18 protein-coding genes are annotated in these 17539 nt (G+C 66.0%); 11 read left to right on the top strand and 7 right to left on the bottom strand.

Going from position 1 to position 17539, the window contains the following annotated elements:
- The first annotated feature begins 5 nt into the window (after nt 1–5).
- Together AC07M1_RS01305 and AC07M1_RS01300 are read left to right on the top strand one after the other, a co-directional pair.
- Nucleotides 6–509: a sterol desaturase family protein gene (locus AC07M1_RS01305; RefSeq protein WP_495160764.1), complete on the top strand. Its 504-nt coding sequence runs from the start codon at nt 6–8 to the stop codon at nt 507–509.
- Nucleotides 506–1252 (top strand): sulfite exporter TauE/SafE family protein, encoded by a 747-nt coding sequence (locus tag AC07M1_RS01300; RefSeq protein ID WP_495162790.1) that lies wholly within the window; start codon nt 506–508, stop codon nt 1250–1252. The genes AC07M1_RS01305 and AC07M1_RS01300 overlap by 4 nt, the downstream gene beginning before the upstream one ends.
- Before the next feature lie 193 nt (nt 1253–1445).
- Here AC07M1_RS01300 and AC07M1_RS01295 read toward each other — a convergent pair whose 3' ends face one another.
- Nucleotides 1446–2381 (bottom strand): ribose-phosphate pyrophosphokinase, encoded by a 936-nt coding sequence (locus AC07M1_RS01295; protein ID WP_495160763.1) that lies wholly within the window; start codon nt 2379–2381, stop codon nt 1446–1448.
- A gap of 229 nt (nt 2382–2610) precedes the next feature.
- Here AC07M1_RS01295 and AC07M1_RS01290 point away from each other — a divergent pair, with 229 nt between their 5' ends.
- The 5 genes from AC07M1_RS01290 to AC07M1_RS01270 are packed head-to-tail and all read left to right on the top strand — an operon-like array spanning nt 2611 to nt 7708.
- Complete coding sequence (locus tag AC07M1_RS01290) at nt 2611–3900, top strand: 3-methyl-2-oxobutanoate dehydrogenase (2-methylpropanoyl-transferring) subunit alpha (RefSeq protein ID WP_495160762.1); 1290 nt, start codon at nt 2611–2613, stop codon at nt 3898–3900.
- A 53-nt stretch (nt 3901–3953) separates the two neighbouring features.
- Complete coding sequence (locus tag AC07M1_RS01285) at nt 3954–4958, top strand: alpha-ketoacid dehydrogenase subunit beta (RefSeq protein ID WP_495162789.1); 1005 nt, start codon at nt 3954–3956, stop codon at nt 4956–4958.
- Nucleotides 4959–4963: 5 nt separating this feature from the next.
- Nucleotides 4964–6229, top strand: a complete 1266-nt coding sequence (locus AC07M1_RS01280) for a dihydrolipoamide acetyltransferase family protein (RefSeq protein ID WP_495160761.1) — start codon at nt 4964–4966, stop codon at nt 6227–6229.
- Nucleotides 6229–6813, top strand: a complete 585-nt coding sequence (locus AC07M1_RS01275; RefSeq protein ID WP_495160760.1) for an MAPEG family protein — start codon at nt 6229–6231, stop codon at nt 6811–6813. Before AC07M1_RS01280 ends, AC07M1_RS01275 begins: the two co-directional genes overlap by 1 nt.
- A gap of 31 nt (nt 6814–6844) precedes the next feature.
- A complete protein-coding gene (locus AC07M1_RS01270) occupies nt 6845–7708 on the top strand; it encodes an alpha/beta fold hydrolase (RefSeq protein ID WP_495160759.1) in 864 nt (287 codons plus the stop codon).
- Here the strand turns inward: AC07M1_RS01270 and AC07M1_RS01265 are convergent.
- Nucleotides 7705–8646, bottom strand: a complete 942-nt coding sequence (locus AC07M1_RS01265; RefSeq protein ID WP_495160758.1) for a hypothetical protein — start codon at nt 8644–8646, stop codon at nt 7705–7707. The two genes, AC07M1_RS01270 and AC07M1_RS01265, sit on opposite strands and share 4 nt — an antisense overlap.
- A 56-nt stretch (nt 8647–8702) precedes the next feature.
- A complete protein-coding gene (locus AC07M1_RS01260) occupies nt 8703–9596 on the bottom strand; it encodes a prephenate dehydratase (protein WP_495160757.1) in 894 nt (297 codons plus the stop codon).
- A 113-nt stretch (nt 9597–9709) separates the two neighbouring features.
- Between AC07M1_RS01260 and AC07M1_RS01255 the strand changes: the two genes are divergently transcribed.
- Nucleotides 9710–10366, top strand: a complete 657-nt coding sequence (locus tag AC07M1_RS01255) for a c-type cytochrome (protein WP_495160756.1) — start codon at nt 9710–9712, stop codon at nt 10364–10366.
- A gap of 42 nt (nt 10367–10408) precedes the next feature.
- Here the strand turns inward: AC07M1_RS01255 and AC07M1_RS01250 are convergent, their stop codons facing one another.
- The 3 genes from AC07M1_RS01250 to AC07M1_RS01240 are packed head-to-tail and all read right to left on the bottom strand — an operon-like array spanning nt 10409 to nt 12977.
- Complete coding sequence (locus tag AC07M1_RS01250; protein ID WP_495160755.1) at nt 10409–11278, bottom strand: LOG family protein; 870 nt, start codon at nt 11276–11278, stop codon at nt 10409–10411.
- Between the two features lie 22 nt (nt 11279–11300).
- Complete coding sequence (locus AC07M1_RS01245) at nt 11301–11984, bottom strand: extensin family protein (protein ID WP_495160754.1); 684 nt, start codon at nt 11982–11984, stop codon at nt 11301–11303.
- A 15-nt stretch (nt 11985–11999) separates the two neighbouring features.
- Nucleotides 12000–12977, bottom strand: coding sequence for a sterol desaturase family protein (locus AC07M1_RS01240; RefSeq protein ID WP_495160753.1), 978 nt, complete (start codon nt 12975–12977; stop codon nt 12000–12002).
- 159 nt (nt 12978–13136) lie between these two features.
- Between AC07M1_RS01240 and AC07M1_RS01235 the strand changes: the two genes are divergently transcribed.
- The 3 genes from AC07M1_RS01235 to AC07M1_RS01225 all read left to right on the top strand — a co-directional run bounded on the left by AC07M1_RS01235 (nt 13137) and on the right by AC07M1_RS01225 (nt 17214).
- Nucleotides 13137–14294 (top strand): phosphoserine transaminase, encoded by a 1158-nt coding sequence (locus tag AC07M1_RS01235; RefSeq protein WP_495160752.1) that lies wholly within the window; start codon nt 13137–13139, stop codon nt 14292–14294.
- Nucleotides 14295–14422: 128 nt separating this feature from the next.
- A complete protein-coding gene (gene serA / locus AC07M1_RS01230; protein ID WP_495160751.1) occupies nt 14423–16000 on the top strand; it encodes a phosphoglycerate dehydrogenase in 1578 nt (525 codons plus the stop codon).
- Between the two features lie 107 nt (nt 16001–16107).
- Complete coding sequence (locus AC07M1_RS01225) at nt 16108–17214, top strand: ATP phosphoribosyltransferase regulatory subunit (protein WP_495160750.1); 1107 nt, start codon at nt 16108–16110, stop codon at nt 17212–17214.
- Here AC07M1_RS01225 and AC07M1_RS01220 read toward each other — a convergent pair.
- The gene (locus tag AC07M1_RS01220; RefSeq protein WP_495160749.1) at nt 17211–17498 is read right to left on the bottom strand and encodes a GNAT family N-acetyltransferase; all 288 of its coding nucleotides are present in this window, start codon (nt 17496–17498) and stop codon (nt 17211–17213) included. The genes AC07M1_RS01225 and AC07M1_RS01220 overlap by 4 nt on opposite strands.
- Between the last annotated feature and the right edge of the window lie 41 nt (nt 17499–17539).

Genomic DNA, 17539 nt, shown 5'->3' with positions numbered 1-17539 from the left:
CCGCCATGAACGCCGCAATCGGCATCCCGCTGTTCCTGGCCACCATCGCGCTGATGGAGGGGTTCGCCTATGCCGCGCACCGCTGGGTAATGCACGGGCCGGGCTGGTTCCTGCACAAGAGCCACCACGAACCGCGCACCGGTATGTTTGAACTCAACGACCTTTATGCTGTGATCTTCGCGATTCCATCGATCCTGCTGTTGTACGGCGGGGTGCAATTGGGCTGGTGGCCCGGCTTCACCTGGATCGGTGCCGGCATCGCGGCCTATGGTGCGATCTATTTCGGCTTTCATGACGTCATCGTCCACCGCCGGATAGGACATCGTTATGTCCCCCGTTCCGCTTACATGAAGCGGATCGTACAGGCGCACCGGCTGCACCATGCGGTCGAGACCAAGGACGGTACGGTCAGCTTCGGTTTTCTGTGGGCGCCGACGCCGGAGAGGCTGAAGGTCGAACTGAACGCGCGCGGCAATGTGGGCGTCCGCGCGCCGGCTTCGCGACCCTGATCGCCGATCCGCTCTTCTATGCGCTGGCGATTCCCGCCGTAACGCTGCTCGGCCTCTCCAAGGGCGGATTCGCTGGCGCGGGCGCGCTGTCGCTGCCAATGATCGCCTTCGCCACCGATCCGATTCAGGCCGCCGCGACCCTGCTCCCACTGCTGATCGCTCAGGACGTGGTCGGCGTCTGGGCGTTCCGGCGCAGCATCGACCTGTTCGTGCTGGGCTGGACGCTGGCGGGCGCGGTGATCGGGATCGCGCTCGGTTACTGGTACGCCGCCAGCGTGTCGGCGGACGCGGTGCTGGCGATGGTCGGCGGCATCTCGATCGCGTTCGGCGGCTATCGGCTGTGGCGCGACCGGTTGGGGGCGGCAGCGCCGTCCGATTCGCCGGGCTGGGTGGGATCGCTGTTCGGGATCGCGTCGGGCTTCACCAGCCAAATCGCGCATGCGGGGCAACCACCCTGGCAGCTCTGGGTGCTGCCGCGCCGCCTGCCCCGCGACATGCTGGTGGGTACCACCGCCGTCTATTTCGCACTGGTCAACTGGATCAAGGTGCCCGCCTATCTCGCGCTCGGTCAGTTCACGCGGGAGAATCTGCTGACCTCGGCCGTGCTGCTCCCGGTGGCCGTAGCATCGACCTTTGCCGGGGTGTGGCTGGTGCGGCGGGTTTCGCCCGATCGATTCTACACCGCCATCTATTGGCTGATGATCGCGGTCGGCGCGGTGCTGGTGTGGAAGGCATTGGTCTGACGCCAGCAAAAAAAGGCCGCGCCTTCTGGAGAAAGGCACGGCCGAGAAAGTCAGGAGAGAGATTTCCGGACCGGGCCTCGGGAGGGACACCTCGGGGAAGGCACCTGAGACCCGCGCTTAATATCCACCAATTCAATGGGATTTAAAGCCAAGTTTCGATTGACCCCGACAAAGCAGGGCTAGTCGACGGCGATCAGTCGAACAGGCTGGAGACTGAGCTTTCGTCCGCGATCCGACGGATCGCTTCGGCGATCAGCGGGGCGATGGTCAGGTGGCGCGTGCTCTTCGCCTGCCCGACGACCGCGTGATTGCCGATCGTGTCGGTGATGACGAGCTCCTTGAGTTCGGAGCCATCGACGCGTGCGACCGCGCCGCCCGACAGCACGCCATGCGTACAATAGGCGACCACGTCCTCGGCCCCCGCAGCCTTGAGCGCGGCGGCGGCGTTGCACAAAGTCCCCGCCGAATCGACGATGTCGTCAATCAGGATGCAGAAGCGGCCCGCAACGTCGCCGATGATGTTCATCACCTCCGATTCGCCGGCCTTCTCACGCCGCTTGTCGACGATCGCGAGCGGAGCATTCTCGAGCCGCTTGGCCAGCGCGCGCGCGCGCACCACGCCGCCGACGTCGGGCGAGACGACCATCAGATTCTTGTCCGAGAAGCGCGCCTTGATATCCTCGCTCATCACCGGTGCGGCGAAGAGGTTGTCGGTCGGGATGTCGAAAAAGCCCTGGATCTGCCCGGCGTGAAGGTCGACCGAGAGCACGCGGTTGGCGCCGGCGGTGGTGATGAGGTTGGCGACCAGCTTGGCCGAGATCGGCGTGCGCGGACCGGGTTTGCGGTCCTGCCGGGCATAGCCGAAATAGGGGAGCACCGCGGTGATGCGCTTGGCCGATGCGCGGCGCAGCGCATCGATCATGATCAGCAACTCCATCAGATTGTCGTTCGCCGGATAGCTGGTCGACTGGAGCACGAACACGTCCTCGCCACGGACATTCTCGAGGATTTCGACGAAGATCTCCTCGTCCGCGAAACGCCGGACATTCGCCTTGGTCAGCGGAATCTCGAGATAGGAGGCGATCGCCTGGGCGAGCGGCAGGTTCGAATTGCCGGCCATCAGTTTCATGTGCGTCTCGCTCCCCAGCGAAGTTTGTCCTTAAACCTCCCCCTTAGGAGGGGATTGCCATCGGGGAAAGGGCGGATTCGCCTATCCGTTCACCGCACGGTACAATGAAATTCACGACAGTGTTGCTGTCCCATCTCGACTCAGGCATTGAAAGAATATAACCGGGCCTTGAAATCATATTCCGCGCACCAGATGGTGACCGGGAGGCCCTACTAACGCTGGAGAGAGCATGACCGTGGACGCCAAGCGCGCCAATCTGCCGCCGCTCAGCCTGCATGTGCCCGAGCCGAAGTTCCGGCCGGGCGATGCGGTCGATTTCACCGAGGTCAATGTGCCGCCCGCCGGCGCGCAGCCCCGGCCCGACACCGCAGCGGCCCCGTCCACCTTCCATGACCTCGCTTACACGCTGGTCCGCGTCCTCGACGAGGATGGCCAGGCGGTCGGCCCGTGGAACCCCAAGCTCGATCCCGATACGCTGCGCAAGATGCTGCGCGACATGGCGCTGGTCCGTGCGTTCGACGAACGCATGTTCCGCGCGCAGCGTCAGGGCAAGACCAGCTTCTACATGAAGTGCACCGGCGAGGAGGCGGTGGCGATCGCCGCCGCGCATGCGCTGGCGAGTGACGACATGTGCTTCCCCAGCTACCGCCAGCAGGGCCTGCTGATCGCGCGCGGCTACAGCCTGGTCCAGATGATGAACCAGATCTACTCGAACAAGGGCGACGATCTGGCGGGCAAGCAGCTGCCGATCATGTACTCGTCGAAGGAGAAGGGCTTCTTCTCGATCTCGGGCAACCTCACCACCCAGTACCCGCAGGCGGTGGGCTGGGCGATGGCGAGCGCGGCCAAGGGCGACACCCGGATCGCCGCGACCTGGTGCGGCGAGGGCTCGACCGCGGAGGGCGACTTCCACTCGGCGCTGACCTTTGCCACCGTCTACAAGGCGCCGGTCATCCTCAACGTCGTCAACAATCAGTGGGCGATTTCGAGCTTTTCGGGCTTTGCCGGCGCCGAGGCGACGACCTTCGCGGCGCGCGCGCTGGGCTATGGCATCGCCGGCCTGCGCGTCGACGGCAACGACGCGCTGGCGGTCTATGCCGCGACTTTGTGGGCGGCCGAACGCGCACGGACCAACCAGGGCCCGACGCTGATCGAGCATTTCACCTATCGCACCGAAGGCCACTCCACCTCCGACGATCCCACCCAGTATCGCAGCGCCGGCGAACCGACCGCCTGGCCGCTGGGCGACCCGGTCGCGCGCCTCAAGGCGCATCTGATCGCGATCGGCGAATGGGATGAGGAACGCCATGTCGAGCAGGATCGGGAACTCGCCGAACTGGTGAAGGCGGCGCAGAAGGAAGCCGAGAAGAACGGCATCCTTGGCCATGGCCTGCACCAGCCGCTCGATTCGCTGTTCGACGGCGTGTTCGAAGAGATGCCCTGGCACCTTCAGGAACAGCGGCAAATGATGATCGACGAGGAAGAGGCCTCGGGCCGTCCGTGGGCGCGCAAGCAATGAGCGAGGCAATCGTGAGCGAAACCGCCACCGGCGAAGCGGGTGCCGGCACCCGCATGAACATGATCCAGGCGATCAACTCCGCGCTCGACGTGATGATGGCGCGCGATCCCGACGTCATCGTGATGGGCGAGGATGTCGGCTATTTCGGCGGCGTGTTCCGCGCCACCGCGGGGCTGCAGGCGAAGCATGGCAAGACGCGGGTGTTCGACACGCCGATCACCGAATGCGGCATTGTCGGCGTCGCCATCGGCATGGGTGCGTACGGCCTGCGCCCGGTGCCGGAGATCCAGTTCGCCGATTACATCTATCCGGCGCTCGACCAGCTCGTCTCCGAGGCGGCGCGCTTGCGCTACCGTTCGGCCGGCCAGTTCACCGCGCCGCTGACGATCCGCTCACCCTATGGCGGCGGCATCTTCGGTGGGCAGACCCACTCGCAATCGCCCGAGGGCATCTTCACCCATGTCTCGGGGGTGAAGACGGTGATCCCGTCGACCCCGTACGATGCCAAGGGCTTGCTGATCGCGTCGATCGAGGACAATGACCCGGTCATCTTCTTCGAGCCCAAGCGCATCTACAACGGCCCGTTCAACGGCCATTGGGATCGCCCGGCGGAGAATTGGTCGAAGCATCCCGGCGGCGAGGTGCCCGAGGGCTATTACCGCGTCGAGCTGGGCAAGGCCGCGATCGTCCGTCCGGGCGAAGCGCTCACCGTGCTCGCCTATGGCACGATGGTGCATGTCGTGAAGGCGACGGTCGAGGAGATGGGCATCGACGCCGAGATCATCGACCTGCGCACCCTCGTCCCGCTCGACATCGAGACGATCGAGGAATCGGTGAAAAAGACCGGCCGCTGCATGGTCGTCCACGAAGCGACCCGCACCAGCGGCTTCGGCGCCGAACTGGCCAGCCTGGTTCAGGAACGCTGCTTCTACCATCTCGAAGCCCCGGTCGAACGCGTCACCGGCTTCGACACCCCGTATCCGCACTCGCTCGAATGGGCGTATTTCCCCGGGCCGGTCCGCATCGGACAAGCGCTCAAGAAGATCCTGAAGGACTGATCGCGATGGCTCGTTTCACCTTCCGCCTCCCCGACATCGGCGAAGGCATCGCCGAGGCCGAAATCGTCGCCTGGCACGTCAAAATCGGCGACCGTGTCGAGGAGGACCAGCAGGTCGCCGACATGATGACCGACAAGGCGACGGTCGAGATGGAATCGCCCGTCTCCGGCATCGTCGTCGAACTGGCCGGCGAAGTCGGCGACCAGGTCGCGATCGGCGCCGCGCTGATCGTGGTCGAGACCGATGGCGATGTCGCCGAGACGCCCGAAGCGGCGCCGGCAGCGGTCGAGGCACCGGCCGCGCCGCCCGCAGTCGAAGCGCCTGCGGCACCTGCGGCGCCGGTCGCCCCTCCCGCGCCTCCGCCCGCGCCCGAACCGGTCGCATCGGCTCCCGCAGCCGCGCCGCATCGCGACATCCTCGCCTCGCCCGCCGTCCGTCAGCGCGCCAAGGACCTCGGCGTCGACCTCAGCCAGGTGAAGGCGGCCGAGGGCGACCGCATCCGCCACGCCGACCTTGACGCCTTCCTGCGCTATGGCTCGGCCCAGGGCTATCACGCCCCGCACGCCAGTCGCGCGCGCGAGGATGTGCCGGTCAAGGTCATCGGCATGCGCCGCAAGATCGCGGAGAACATGGCCGCGTCGAAGCGCGCCATCCCGCACTTCACCTATGTCGACGAGATCAACGTCACCGCGCTGGAAGAGATGCGCGCGGACCTCAACGCCAATCGCGGCGCGCGGCCCAAGCTCACCATGCTGCCATTCGTGATCGCCGCGATCTGCCGCACCCTGCCCGACTTCCCGATGCTCAACGCGCGCTATGACGACGAGGCGGGCGTGGTGACGCGCCACGGCCGTGTGCACATGGGCATGGCGACGCAGACCGATGCGGGCCTGATGGTCCCGGTGATCCGCGACGCGCAGGACCTGAACGTCTGGCAGATCGCGGCCGAGATCACCCGCCTCGCCGAGGCCGCGCGTACCGGCAAGGCTAAGGTGGAGGAGCTCAGCGGCTCGACCATCACCATCACCTCGCTCGGCCCGCTCGGCGGCATCGCGACCACCCCGGTGATCAACAAACCCGAGGTCGCGATCATCGGTCCCAACAAGATCGTCGAGCGCCCGATCTTCGTCGGCGACGACATCGTCCGCGCCAAGCTGATGAACCTGTCGATCAGCTGCGATCACCGCGTCGTCGATGGCTGGGATGCGGCAAGCTATGTGCAGGCGCTGCGCAAGCTGCTCGAAACCCCCGTGCTGTTGTTCGCCGACTAATGTCCGCGCAATCGCGACTCGCGGTAGCCGTGGGGCTATCGGTTCCAGTCGCGATTGCGCTGTGGCTGGCGCTGACGCATTGGCTGCCACCGATCGCCATCGACCCGATGCACTTCGTTCTGGGGTGTATCGGCGGGGCGGCTTTGCTGGGTTTGCTGCCGGGGATCGAGGCGGTCGCGCATGAACGGCTGTTCTCGCGCGCGATCGATCCGCTTGCCGGAGTCGATTCGCGGCGGCTTATCGTCAACCAGCGCTATGTCTCGAACACGCTTGAGCAATTCTGGGTGTTCGCGCCCGGGTTGGCACTGCTCGGCGTCTATGCCGGTGATCTGCGCGTTATCGCCGCGACCACGATCACCTGGGTACTGGGGCGTTGGGCCTTCTGGATCGGCTATCATCGCGATCCGGTGCTGCGCGGGATCGGCGCCTCGTCGCTGGCACAGAGCCTGGTCGTGCTCGCCTGGGGCATTGGCTGTTTCGGGCACGAACTGGCGGGCTGGGCGGGCACCCTTGCCCTGCTCGGTCCCTTGGTCGCGATCGAGATCTATCTGTTCGCCATGCTGCGCAGACCGCCTGCCGACTGAACCCTGGCGGCGCTGGCGCGTTCGAACCGCCATGCCCCCGGTTCATCATCGGCGGATCGACGTGGACGGCGTCGATATCTTCTACCGCGAGGCCGGCCCCGCCGATGCGCCAGTGCTGCTGCTCCCGCACGGCTATCCCGCCTCGTCCTTCGTCTATCGCAACCTGATGCCCGCGCTCGCCGACCGTTGGCGCACCCTCGCCCCGGATCTCCCCGGCTGGGGCCACAGCGCCACCCCGGCGGACTTCGCGCATGATTTCGACGGCTATGCCGCCTTTATCACCCGCTTCACCGAGACGCTGGGCGTCAATCATTGCGCGATCTGGCTGCACGATTTCGGCTCACAGATCGGCTTGCGCTTCGCCATCGCGAATCCGGAACGGATCGCCGCGGTCATCATCCAGAACGGCGATATCTACGAGGACACGCTCGGCCCGAACTATGATCCGCTCAAACGATATTGGGACGACCCCACGCCGGAGCGGAAAGCCGCTCTCGCGGATGCCATCACCCTTGAAGGTTATCGCCATGAGTTCATCGGCGGTACCAAGGGCGAGGTCGCGGCGCTCATTCCACCCGAGCTGTGGACGCTTCACTGGGCACTAACCGATCCGCAGCGGCGTAGCCTCTATCGCGACGTGATCGCTGGGCTGCGCGAAAATCGGGACTGGTTTCCCCGGTATCAGGCATATCTTCGCAATCATCAGCCGCCCGCACTGATCCTGTGGGGTCCGCGCGACGGGTTCATGCCCGAAGCTGCGGGTCGCGCCTATCTGCGCGACCTGCCCGACGTCGAGCTGCACCTGTTCGAGGATGGCGGGCATTGGCTGCTCGAAACCCATTTCGAACAGGCGGTCCCGCTGATCCGCGCCTTCCTCTCGCGGGCACTCTGCTAGCGCATCAGCACTTCGCGTACTTTCTCACGCCCGGCGATGCGCCGGTCCTTCGCCTTGCGCTGGAGCGATTCGGTCTCGCCGGCCGCTTCCAGAAGGCGCTTGGTGGTCGCGGAGAATTGAGCGCGATCCCCCGGGCTGGCGAAACCGAAATAGCCCGATGCATTGTGCCAGGTGCGGCGCGCGAGCAGTTCGCACCGTGCCCGGCTCGCTCGGATGATCTCGATCCGCGCGGCCAGAATCGCGTCCGCGTCTTCAGCAACAACGATTTCACGCGCGCCCGGCTTGGCTTCGGCGGGCAAATCCGACCGATCGACCGCGGTGACAAGCTGCGCGGTCCGCTCCCGCGCGCGCTTATCCTGGTCGCGTGCCACCGGCTCCAGGCTTGAGATCGACGCGCAGTCCGACAGGATTCGCGGCTGTTGCTGGAGCAGATAGGGACTGCTCAGGATGCCGAGATTGAACTTGCCCATCGCATCGGTGTAGGCGCGCGCATCCTTCTCGGCTTCGCGGATCGAAACCAGGAACGCGGCCGAGGCCACCCCGCGGTCCGACGCGGCACCCGGCACGCTCGGCTTGCCGTCGACGGCAATGTCCACCTCGGCAAAGGTTCGCGCGTCCTCGGACGAACGCGCTGTATGAATCCGCCCCGCGCCCAAACCCGCAAGCGCACCAGTCAGCGGCAGTACGATCAGCGCGCCGCCCACCACCAGCCATTGCCGCGTGCGGATTCCCGCCAGCAGGACCAGCAGCCACAACGCCAAGCCGATCCCCGCGCCCGCCAGCACCATCGTCCAGAAATCGAGGCGCGGCAGCACGTTCGGCGCGAACGCGGCGGCAAGAATGAGCGCAAGACAGCTGAGCAACGCGATCAGTAGCGGCCATCCGAGCAGCATGCTCCGGCGCGTCGCTTCATCCTCGAATTCGATCTCGTCGCTCATGCGTCCCCCACATGCCCCACAACGGCGTAGCAGGCCGAACGAGCGTCGGCGAGACGCTATTCGGGACGCGCGCGCGCCTGAGGATAGGTACCGAGCACCCGCACCGACTTGGTATGGAAGCGAAGCTCGTCGAGCGCGCGATCCACCGCCGGGTCGCCGGGACGGCCGACGATGTCGCAATAGAATTCGGTCGCCGCGAAGCTGCCGCCGCGCTGGTAGCTTTCCAGCTTGGTCATGTTGACTCCGTTGGTCGCGAAGCCGCCCAGCGCCTTGTAGAGCGCGGCGGGCACGTTCTTCACCTCGAACACGAAGGTCGTCATGAACATGCCATGCTCGCGCAGCGGCGGCGCCGAACGCGCCAGCACGACGAAACGCGTCATGTTGTGGTCGGCGTCGGCGACGTCATTCTCGAAGATGGTCAGGCCATAGAGCGGCGCGGCGCCCGGCGGCGCGAGGGCAGCGACGGCGGGATCGTTCTCCTCGGCAACGACCGCCGCGGCACCTGCGGTGTCGGGATAGGAAAGCGGCGCGATCCCCTGTGTCTTCAGCCAGTGGCGACACTGGCCCAGCGCCTGCGGGTGGCTCATCGCCTGGCGCACGCCCGAACGCTCACCCACGCCCATCAGCGCGTAGCGAATCGACAGGAAATGCTCACCGATGATGCTGAGGCCCGACTCAGGGAGCAGGAAGTGAATGTCGGCAACGCGACCGTGCAGCGAATTCTCGATCGGAATCATCGCGCAATCGACCTTGCCCTCGCGCACCGCGTCGATCGCATCCTCGAAGCTGAAGCAGGGAAGCGGAAGGCCGGTGGGGAAGGCTTCGAGCGCCGCCATATGTGAGTTCGCACCGGGGGCGCCCTGAAACGCGACGGCGCGCCTGGGCTCGGCAAGCGCGGCTTGCGTCATGCGTTCGACGATCGGGCGTGCGGGCGCGGCGAAATTTTCCATTGGCCGGCGCGATTAGCGGGGTGGAAGATGGCGAGCAAGCCCGGGTTGCGATGCGCCAAAGCCCACTCTAAAGGAACCGCCAAAGTTTCAACTTCGGGGCATACGGGCGCGCAATGGACAATCGCATGAACACGATCGCAGGCTGGGTCCTGTTCGGCTGTGCCTCGGCGCTCGGCCTGTCGATCGCCAGCGGCATGATCTACCATAGCGGGGCGCCCGAAAAAGAAGGCTATCCGGTCGAGAGCGCCGAGGGTAGCGAAGGCGGTGCCGAGAAGGTCGTCGAGCCGATCGCCAACCGCCTTGCCAAGGCCGATGTCGCCAAGGGCCAGGCCTCGTTCGCCAAGTGCGCGGCGTGCCACACCATCACCAATGGCGGACCCAATGGCGTCGGCCCGAACCTGTGGGCGGCGATGGGCAAGGCCCATGGCCATGTCGCGGGCTTCGCCTATTCCGAAGCGCTCAAGGCCGTTCCGGGCAACTGGGACTTCGAGTCGATGGACCATTGGCTGGCCAGCCCGCGCAAATATGCGGCCGGCACCAAGATGACCTTTGCGGGCCTGTCGGATCCGCAGGAGCGTGCCAACGTCATCGCGTACATGAACGCTCAGGGTTCGAACCTGCCACTCCCGGCCGCCGAAGCGGCGCCGGCCGCAGGTGAAGCCGCAGGCAATGCAGCAGCCCCTGCGGATAACGCGGCGGCCCCTGCGGGGAATGCGGTAGAGCCGGCGAACGCCACGGCTCCGGCAGCGGACGCACCCAAGGCCCATTAACGCCTTTGCGCGGCGGGACGCCCCGCCGCGCCGACGGGGGCCCTAGCCCCCGTTCTTGTCCTCGTAGAATTTCTGGACGATTTCCCAGCCCTCTTCAGCGGTTTCGCAGAAGTGGAAGAGGTTGAGGTCGCGCGGGGAAATCACGCCTTCCTCGCACAGCGCCTCGAAGTCGACGACACGGTTCCAGAAGTCCTTGCCATAGAACAGCACCGGAATCGGCGCGATCTTGCCGGTCTGGATCAGTGTCAGCAGCTCGAACGATTCGTCGAACGTGCCGAATCCACCCGGAAACACCGCGACCGCGCGCGCGTGCAGCAGGAAGTGCATCTTGCGCAGCGCGAAATAGTGGAACTGGAACGACAGCGACGGCGTCACATATTCGTTCGGTGCCTGCTCGTGCGGCAACACGATGTTGAGACCGATCGATTCGCAGCCCTTTTCGGTCGCGCCGCGATTCGCCGCTTCCATGATCGACGGTCCCCCGCCCGAGCAGACCACGAAGTGACGCTCGCCGTCGGTGTCGAGCGGATAGCAGCTCGCCAAGCCCGCCAGTTCGCGCGCGACATCATAGTATTTCGATTTCTCGATCAACCGCTCGGCGATCCGACGCGACTGATCGTCGGTCGCCAAATCGAGCAGCGCCTGCGCCTTGGACGGTTCTGGGATTCGCGCCGAGCCATAGATGACGAAGGTCGAGGCAATGCGCGCCTCGTCGAGCAGCAGCTGGGGCTTCAGCAGCTCGAGCTGGAAACGCACCGGCCGCAGGTCCTCGCGCAGCAGGAAGTCCATGTCCTGGAAGGCGAGGCGATAGGCGGGATGCTCGGTCTGCGGGGTGGAGATGCCGGTCGCGGCGGTCTCTGCATCCTGGCGTGCGCGTGGAAAGACGCGCGAAGGCACTTTGGTGTCTGTCATCCGAGACGCTTAAATCAAATCCTCAACGGCAGAAAGGCCCCCGCCCCATGTCGAAATGAAGGTGATCGTGGTGCGCGGCATTATAGTCGGGGCTCAGCACCGTCGCGAACCGCCGGCAGGCCGAGCGGTGGAGCGCCTGCAGGAATTCTCGCTCGTCCGCTTCGCCCCGCCACCCCTGCTTGACCGTGATCCGTCGCCCATCGCGCAGGACGAACGCCGAGACGTCGACGGCATTGGCCAGGCCGTGCTCGGAGATGCGTCCCGCCGAAACCGGACCACCGCCGATGATCCCCCGGCACGAATAGCTTCCCATCGTCTCGACCCGTACCAGCTCGCCATCCAGGATCTCGCGCGCCGCGGGCACTACAGCATTGCGGATCCATGCGATGAAGTTGCGCGCGAGCGGGCAGCGCATTCCCTTCAGGTTCGTGACCGGGAGCCCGATGTCGATCAGTTCGACGGCCCCTATCACCTGGCAGCCGCCGCCATAGTCGCGGTCGGGCAAGGGGCTGAACCGAACCCCTTCGCGCGACAGATCCGCGAAACATTGCTGCGTCTCGCGGCTGGTCGGCAGGTTCAAGGTCACCGGACCGCGCGGATCGGGACGCACCGGCGGACGGCGCGGAGCCTCATCGCGCCCGCCGAAGACGCATCCGGCGAGCAACAGGGACGCCAGAACCGGAACCGCAACACGCACCACCCGCATGCGCGTCTTCTAGCATCAAGTGATGGGCTGGAGAATCCCGCCTGGCCGTGGCGTTGGCAGAAAGGGCGCGAACAGTGCCGCACGCACGCCATGCGGATCGGTCTCGCCGTCGTCGACGCCAAAGCGCAACCGCTCGCGCTTCGCTTCGGGCATGTGGAACGTGCCGAACAGCCGGTCGAACAGCGCGAGGCTGGATCCCAGGTTGCGATCGAAATGCGCCGGATCCGCCGAATGGTGGATCTGGTGATGCGCTGGCCCGAGCAGCACGCGGCCCCAACGCGGGCCGAACCCGACCCAGAGATGCGAGTGCTGGAGGTGCGTGATGAAGATCGCGGCGAGCATGATCAGCAGGTTGGTTCCACCCAGCGACCATGGGCTCACCCCCATGCCCAACAGCTGTTCCAGTGCCGCGCTCACCAGCCCCAGCACCAGCGCCTGGATGTTGAAGAACAGGATCGTCTCGACCGGATGGACGCGCGAGTTGGTGAGCAGCGACAGGCTTTCGGCCTGATGGTGGACCTTGTGGAAGCGCCACAACAGCGGGACGCGGTGCATCAGCCAGTGATCGAACCAATAGGCGAATTCATAGGCGAGGAAGAGCGCGAACGTGGCGATCGTTGCACACAGCCAGACCTGCAGGACACGCGGTCCCGGTGCGCCGATCAGCCCGGTTGCAAGTCCGCGCACCTGGTCGGCCGAGAACACCGCCCAGCCGATCAGCAGGCCAGAGAAGAGAATTCCCAGAACGAAATAGGCCAGGTCCAACCGCCCAGAGGCGCTGCTAAACAGCCGGCGCGGGAACAGCACCCGGACGAGCACCTTGAGCCTGGTAGGCCGCTTGCGCCGAAACGGGATCGCCAACACCATGAACAACGCCAGCGAGCCGATCAGCGCGCCAAGCGAATAGGTCGAGCCCGGCAACAGGAAGGTGCCGCCAAGCTGGTTGACGCAGCTTGCCACCCCATAGCCGATCGCGTCGAAGACCCGGTCCATGGCCGAGCCTTAGGCAATGGGGTTTTGCATAACGGTTAATCACCGACGCGCCGGATCGAATCGGCAGCTCTTCGCTTGACTTCGCGCCCGCCGCCGTTAGGGCCGCCGACGGGCCACGCGGTCCCAACGCCGCGCGTGCTCTCTGCAAGGAGAGACTATATGACTGAGACTATCGTTACCGGCGCCACAGTTGCGCCTGCCAAGCCCGCCATCAAGCCGGCTCGCCCCCATTTCTCTTCCGGCCCCTGCGCCAAGCCCCCGGGCTGGTCCGCCGACAAGCTCAACACCGAAGTCCTTGGCCGCTCGCACCGCTCGAAGCTCGGCAAGACGCGTCTCCAATACGCGATCGACCTGATGCGCGAGATGCTGAAGCTGCCCGACACGCATCGCATCGGCATCGTCCCCGGTTCGGATACCGGCGCGTTCGAGATGGCGATGTGGACAATGCTCGGCGCGCGCGGCGTGACGACGCTTGCCTGGGAGAGCTTCGGTGAAGGTTGGGTCACCGATGCCGTCAAGCAGCTCAAGCTCGATCCCACGGTGATCCGCGGCGATTACGGCCAGCTTCCCGACCTCAGCCAGGTCAATTTCGCCGACGACGTGCTGTTCACCTGGAACGGTACCACCAGCGGCGTGCGCGTACCCGACGGCGACTGGATCCCGGCGGATCGCGAGGGCCTGACCTTCGCCGATTCGACCAGCGCGGTGTTCGCCTACGACCTGCCGTGGGACAAGATCGATGTCGCGACCTTCTCGTGGCAGAAGGTGCTGGGTGGCGAAGGCGGCCACGGCGTGCTGATCCTCGGCCCGCGCGCCGTTGAGCGGCTCGAGCAGTACACGCCGGCCTGGCCGCTGCCCAAAGTGTTCCGTCTGATGGCGAAGGGCAAGCTCGCCGAGGGCGTGTTCAAGGGCGAGACGATCAACACGCCGAGCATGCTCGCGGTCGAGGACGCGATCTTCGCGCTCGAATGGGCGAAGACTCTGGGCGGTCTCGAGGGCCTGATCGCGCGTTCGGATGCGAATGCCGCCGCGCTCGACACGATCGTTGCCGAGCGCGACTGGCTCGGCCATCTCGCCGCCGACGAGGCCACGCGCTCGAAGACCAGCGTGTGCCTGACCGTCGAAGGCGCCGACGAAGCGTTCATCAAGACCTTCGCCGGACTCCTCGAAAAGGCCGACGCCGCGTACGACGTCGCCGGTTATCGGGATGCCCCCGCGGGGCTGCGCATCTGGTGCGGCGCCACGGTCGACACCGCCGATATCGAGGCGCTCGGCCCCTGGCTCGACTGGGCCTATGCCTCGGCCAAGGCCGCCTAACTCCAATCGACCGTCATTCCCGCGAAGGCGGGAATCCATTCACGCAGGTTGTCGAAGGAGCCGCCACGTCAGCGGCAATGGATCCCCGCCTTCGCGGGGATGACGACCTAGGAAGCAGGACTAGAGAAATGCCCAAGGTACTCATCAGCGACAAAATGGACCCCAAGGCCGCCCAGATCTTTCGCGAGCGCGGCGTCGAGGTCGACGAGATCACCGGCAAGACCCCGGAAGAACTGAAGGCGATCATCGGCCAGTATGACGGCCTCGCCATCCGCAGCTCGACCAAGGCGACCCGGGAAATCCTCGATGCCGCGACCAACCTCAAGGTCATCGGCCGCGCCGGCATCGGCGTCGACAATGTCGATATCCCCGCCGCCAGCGCCAAGGGCGTGGTGGTGATGAACACCCCGTTCGGCAATTCGATCACCACCGCCGAGCATGCCATCGCGCTGATGTTCGCGCTCGCGCGCCAGCTGCCCGAGGCCAACACCCAGACCCAGGCCGGCCTGTGGCCCAAGAACGGCTTCATGGGCGTCGAGGTCACCGGCAAGACGCTCGGCCTGATCGGCGCGGGCAATATCGGATCGATCGTCGCCGATCGCGCGCACGGCCTGCGCATGAAGGTCGTCGCCTACGACCCGTTCCTCAGCCCCGAGCGCGCGGTCGAGATGGGCGTCGAGAAGGTCGAGCTCGAGCAATTGCTCGCCCGCGCCGACTTCATCACGCTGCACACCCCGCTGACCGACCAGACGCGCAACATCCTGTCGGCCGAGAATCTCGCCAAGACCAAGAAGGGCGTGCGCATCATCAATTGCGCGCGCGGCGGGCTGATCGACGAAGCGGCGCTCAAGGATCTGCTCGATTCGGGCCATGTCGCGGGCGCCGCGCTCGACGTGTTCGTGACCGAGCCGGCCAAGGAACACGCGCTGTTCAACACGCCGAACTTCGTCGCCACGCCGCACCTCGGCGCATCGACCAGCGAGGCGCAGGTCAATGTCGCGATCCAGGTCGCCGAGCAGATGGCCGATTATCTGGTCAACGGCGGCGTCACCAACGCGCTCAACATGCCGAGCCTGACCGCCGAGGAAGCACCGCGCGTGAAGCCGTACATGGAGCTTGCCGAGAAGCTCGGCAGCCTCGTCGGCCAGCTCGCGCACGGCAACCTCGCGCGCGTGTCGATCCATAGCGAGGGCGCCGCGGCCGAAGTGAACCAGAAGCCGATCGTCAGCGCGGTGCTGGCGGGCTTCCTGCGCGTCCATTCGGACACGGTGAACATGGTCAACGCCCCCTTCCTCGCCAAGGAACGCGGCATCGAGGTGCGCGAAATCAAGACCGAGAAGGAAGGCGACTACCACACGCTGATCCGCGTCTCGGTCAAGACCGATGCGGGCGAGCGTTCGGTCGCGGGCACGTTGTTCAGCAACCGCACCCCGCGCCTGGTCGAGCTGTTCGGCATCAAGGTCGAAGCCGATCTCGACGGGCACATGCTCTATGTCGTCAACGAGGACGCGCCCGGCTTCATCGGCCGGATCGGTACCACGCTGGGCGATGCCGGGGTTAACATCGGTACCTTCCATCTCGGCCGCCGCGAGGCGGGCGGCGAGGCGGTGCTGCTGCTCTCGGTTGACGATGCCGTGACGCCAGAACTCATCGCCCAGGTCCGCGCGCTTCCGGGCGTCAAGACCGCGATGGCGCTGAAGTTCTGACCCGACGCCGTTCGCGTTGAGCCTGTCGAAACACTGTTCTGCCTTCACGCGTTGAAAGAAGAACAGGGCTTCGACAGGCTCGGCCCGAACGGGTAAGGCGGCCGGTGATGAGCGGAACCACCACCACAGGCCTTCTTCCCGAGGGCTTTCACGATCGCCTGCCCCCGCACGCCGATACGGCGGCGGCGATGGAGCGGCGCGTGCTCGATGTCGCGCGGCTCTACGGCTATGAGCGCGTCGATCCGCCGCTCGCCGAGTTCGAGGAATCGCTCGGCGCGCGCCTCAAGGCGGCGTCCGCCAAGGATGCGGTGCGCTTCACCGACCCCGCCTCGCGCCGCACGCTTGCGATCCGCCCCGACATCACCGCGCAGATCGGCCGCATCGCCGCGACGCGCATGGCGCACCATCCGCGCCCCGTTCGCCTTTCTTATGCCGGCACCGTGCTCAAGCTGCGCGCGAGCGAGCTGCGCCCCGAGCGTGCGATGCGCCAGATCGGCTGCGAGCTGATTGGACGCGACAGCGTGGCGGCGGCGCGCGAGATCGTCACGGTTGCAGTCGAGGCGCTCGAAGCTGCGGGCGTCACCGGCCTCGCGCTCGATTTCACCCTGCCCGATCTGGTCGAACAGCTTGCTCCCGATATGGCCCCGGCACAGCTGGCGGCGCTGCGTGACCGGCTCGACGCCAAGGACGCGGCCGGTGTCGCGGCGATCGATCCCGATTTCCTGCCGCTGATCGAGGCCGCCGGTCCGTTCGACGCGGCGCTCGCGCGACTGCGTGCACACGACAAGGGCGGCGCGCTCACCTCGCGGCTCGACGGCCTTGCGGCGGTGGCCGATGCGGTGACTGGCAAGGTCGCGCTCACGCTCGATCCAACCGAACGGCACGGCTTCGAGTATCAGAGCTGGATCGGATTTTCGCTGTTCGCACGCGGTGTGCGCGGCGAGATCGGGCGCGGCGGCAGCTATTCGGTGATCGGCGCGCAGGGTGACGAACCTGCTGTCGGCGTATCGCTATTCGTCGACCCGATCCTCGACGCGGGCCTCACCAATGGCGCACGGCGGCGGCTGTTCCTGCCGGTGGGCACCGATCTCGCGCTCGCGGCGAAACTGCGCGCCGACGGGTGGGTCGCGGTCGCCGCGCTCGACGCCGGCGACAACGCGACGGCACAGCTCTGCACGCATACGCTGGTCGATGGAGCGCCGGTCGCGGTTTAGTCCAGCGGCTTCGCGAGCAGATCCGTCCATTCGGAATGCTTGCGGATATAGGCCGCGACGAACGGGCATTGCGCGATCAGCTTCATGCCCCGCGACCGGACATCGCTCAGCGCGAACAGGATCAGCCGGCTGGCGATGCCGCGGCCCTCGAGCGCGGGCGGGACCACCGTGTGGGTGAAGGTGATGACGTCACCGTCGGTCCTGTAGGCGGCGAAGGCGATGTGGCCGTCGACCGCCAGTTCGTAACGGCTGCGGTCGCGATTATCGGTGACGTCAGGATCCACGGAGACCTCCTCGAGAGCTTGCACACGGAAACCTACACGAT

It is taken from the genome of Sphingomonas sp. GW821-FHT10C01 (assembly GCF_059415525.1).
This window is presented reverse-complemented; position numbering and strand designations above follow the sequence as displayed.

Excerpts from the sequence above, each read along its gene's own strand:
- AC07M1_RS01305 (WP_495160764.1), top strand. The coding sequence starts at position 6 with ATGAACGCCGCAATCGGCATCCCGCTGTTCCTGGCCACCATCGCGCTG.
- AC07M1_RS01295 (WP_495160763.1), bottom strand. The coding sequence starts at position 2,381 with ATGAAACTGATGGCCGGCAATTCGAACCTGCCGCTCGCCCAGGCGATC.
- AC07M1_RS01290 (WP_495160762.1), top strand. The coding sequence starts at position 2,611 with ATGACCGTGGACGCCAAGCGCGCCAATCTGCCGCCGCTCAGCCTGCAT.
- AC07M1_RS01285 (WP_495162789.1), top strand. The coding sequence starts at position 3,954 with ATGAACATGATCCAGGCGATCAACTCCGCGCTCGACGTGATGATGGCG.
- AC07M1_RS01280 (WP_495160761.1), top strand. The coding sequence starts at position 4,964 with ATGGCTCGTTTCACCTTCCGCCTCCCCGACATCGGCGAAGGCATCGCC.
- AC07M1_RS01275 (WP_495160760.1), top strand. The coding sequence starts at position 6,229 with ATGTCCGCGCAATCGCGACTCGCGGTAGCCGTGGGGCTATCGGTTCCA.
- AC07M1_RS01270 (WP_495160759.1), top strand. The coding sequence starts at position 6,845 with ATGCCCCCGGTTCATCATCGGCGGATCGACGTGGACGGCGTCGATATC.
- AC07M1_RS01265 (WP_495160758.1), bottom strand. The coding sequence starts at position 8,646 with ATGAGCGACGAGATCGAATTCGAGGATGAAGCGACGCGCCGGAGCATG.
- AC07M1_RS01260 (WP_495160757.1), bottom strand. The coding sequence starts at position 9,596 with ATGGAAAATTTCGCCGCGCCCGCACGCCCGATCGTCGAACGCATGACG.
- AC07M1_RS01255 (WP_495160756.1), top strand. The coding sequence starts at position 9,710 with ATGGACAATCGCATGAACACGATCGCAGGCTGGGTCCTGTTCGGCTGT.
- AC07M1_RS01250 (WP_495160755.1), bottom strand. The coding sequence starts at position 11,278 with ATGACAGACACCAAAGTGCCTTCGCGCGTCTTTCCACGCGCACGCCAG.
- AC07M1_RS01245 (WP_495160754.1), bottom strand. The coding sequence starts at position 11,984 with ATGCGGGTGGTGCGTGTTGCGGTTCCGGTTCTGGCGTCCCTGTTGCTC.
- AC07M1_RS01240 (WP_495160753.1), bottom strand. The coding sequence starts at position 12,977 with ATGGACCGGGTCTTCGACGCGATCGGCTATGGGGTGGCAAGCTGCGTC.
- AC07M1_RS01235 (WP_495160752.1), top strand. The coding sequence starts at position 13,137 with ATGACTGAGACTATCGTTACCGGCGCCACAGTTGCGCCTGCCAAGCCC.
- serA (WP_495160751.1), top strand. The coding sequence starts at position 14,423 with ATGCCCAAGGTACTCATCAGCGACAAAATGGACCCCAAGGCCGCCCAG.
- AC07M1_RS01225 (WP_495160750.1), top strand. The coding sequence starts at position 16,108 with ATGAGCGGAACCACCACCACAGGCCTTCTTCCCGAGGGCTTTCACGAT.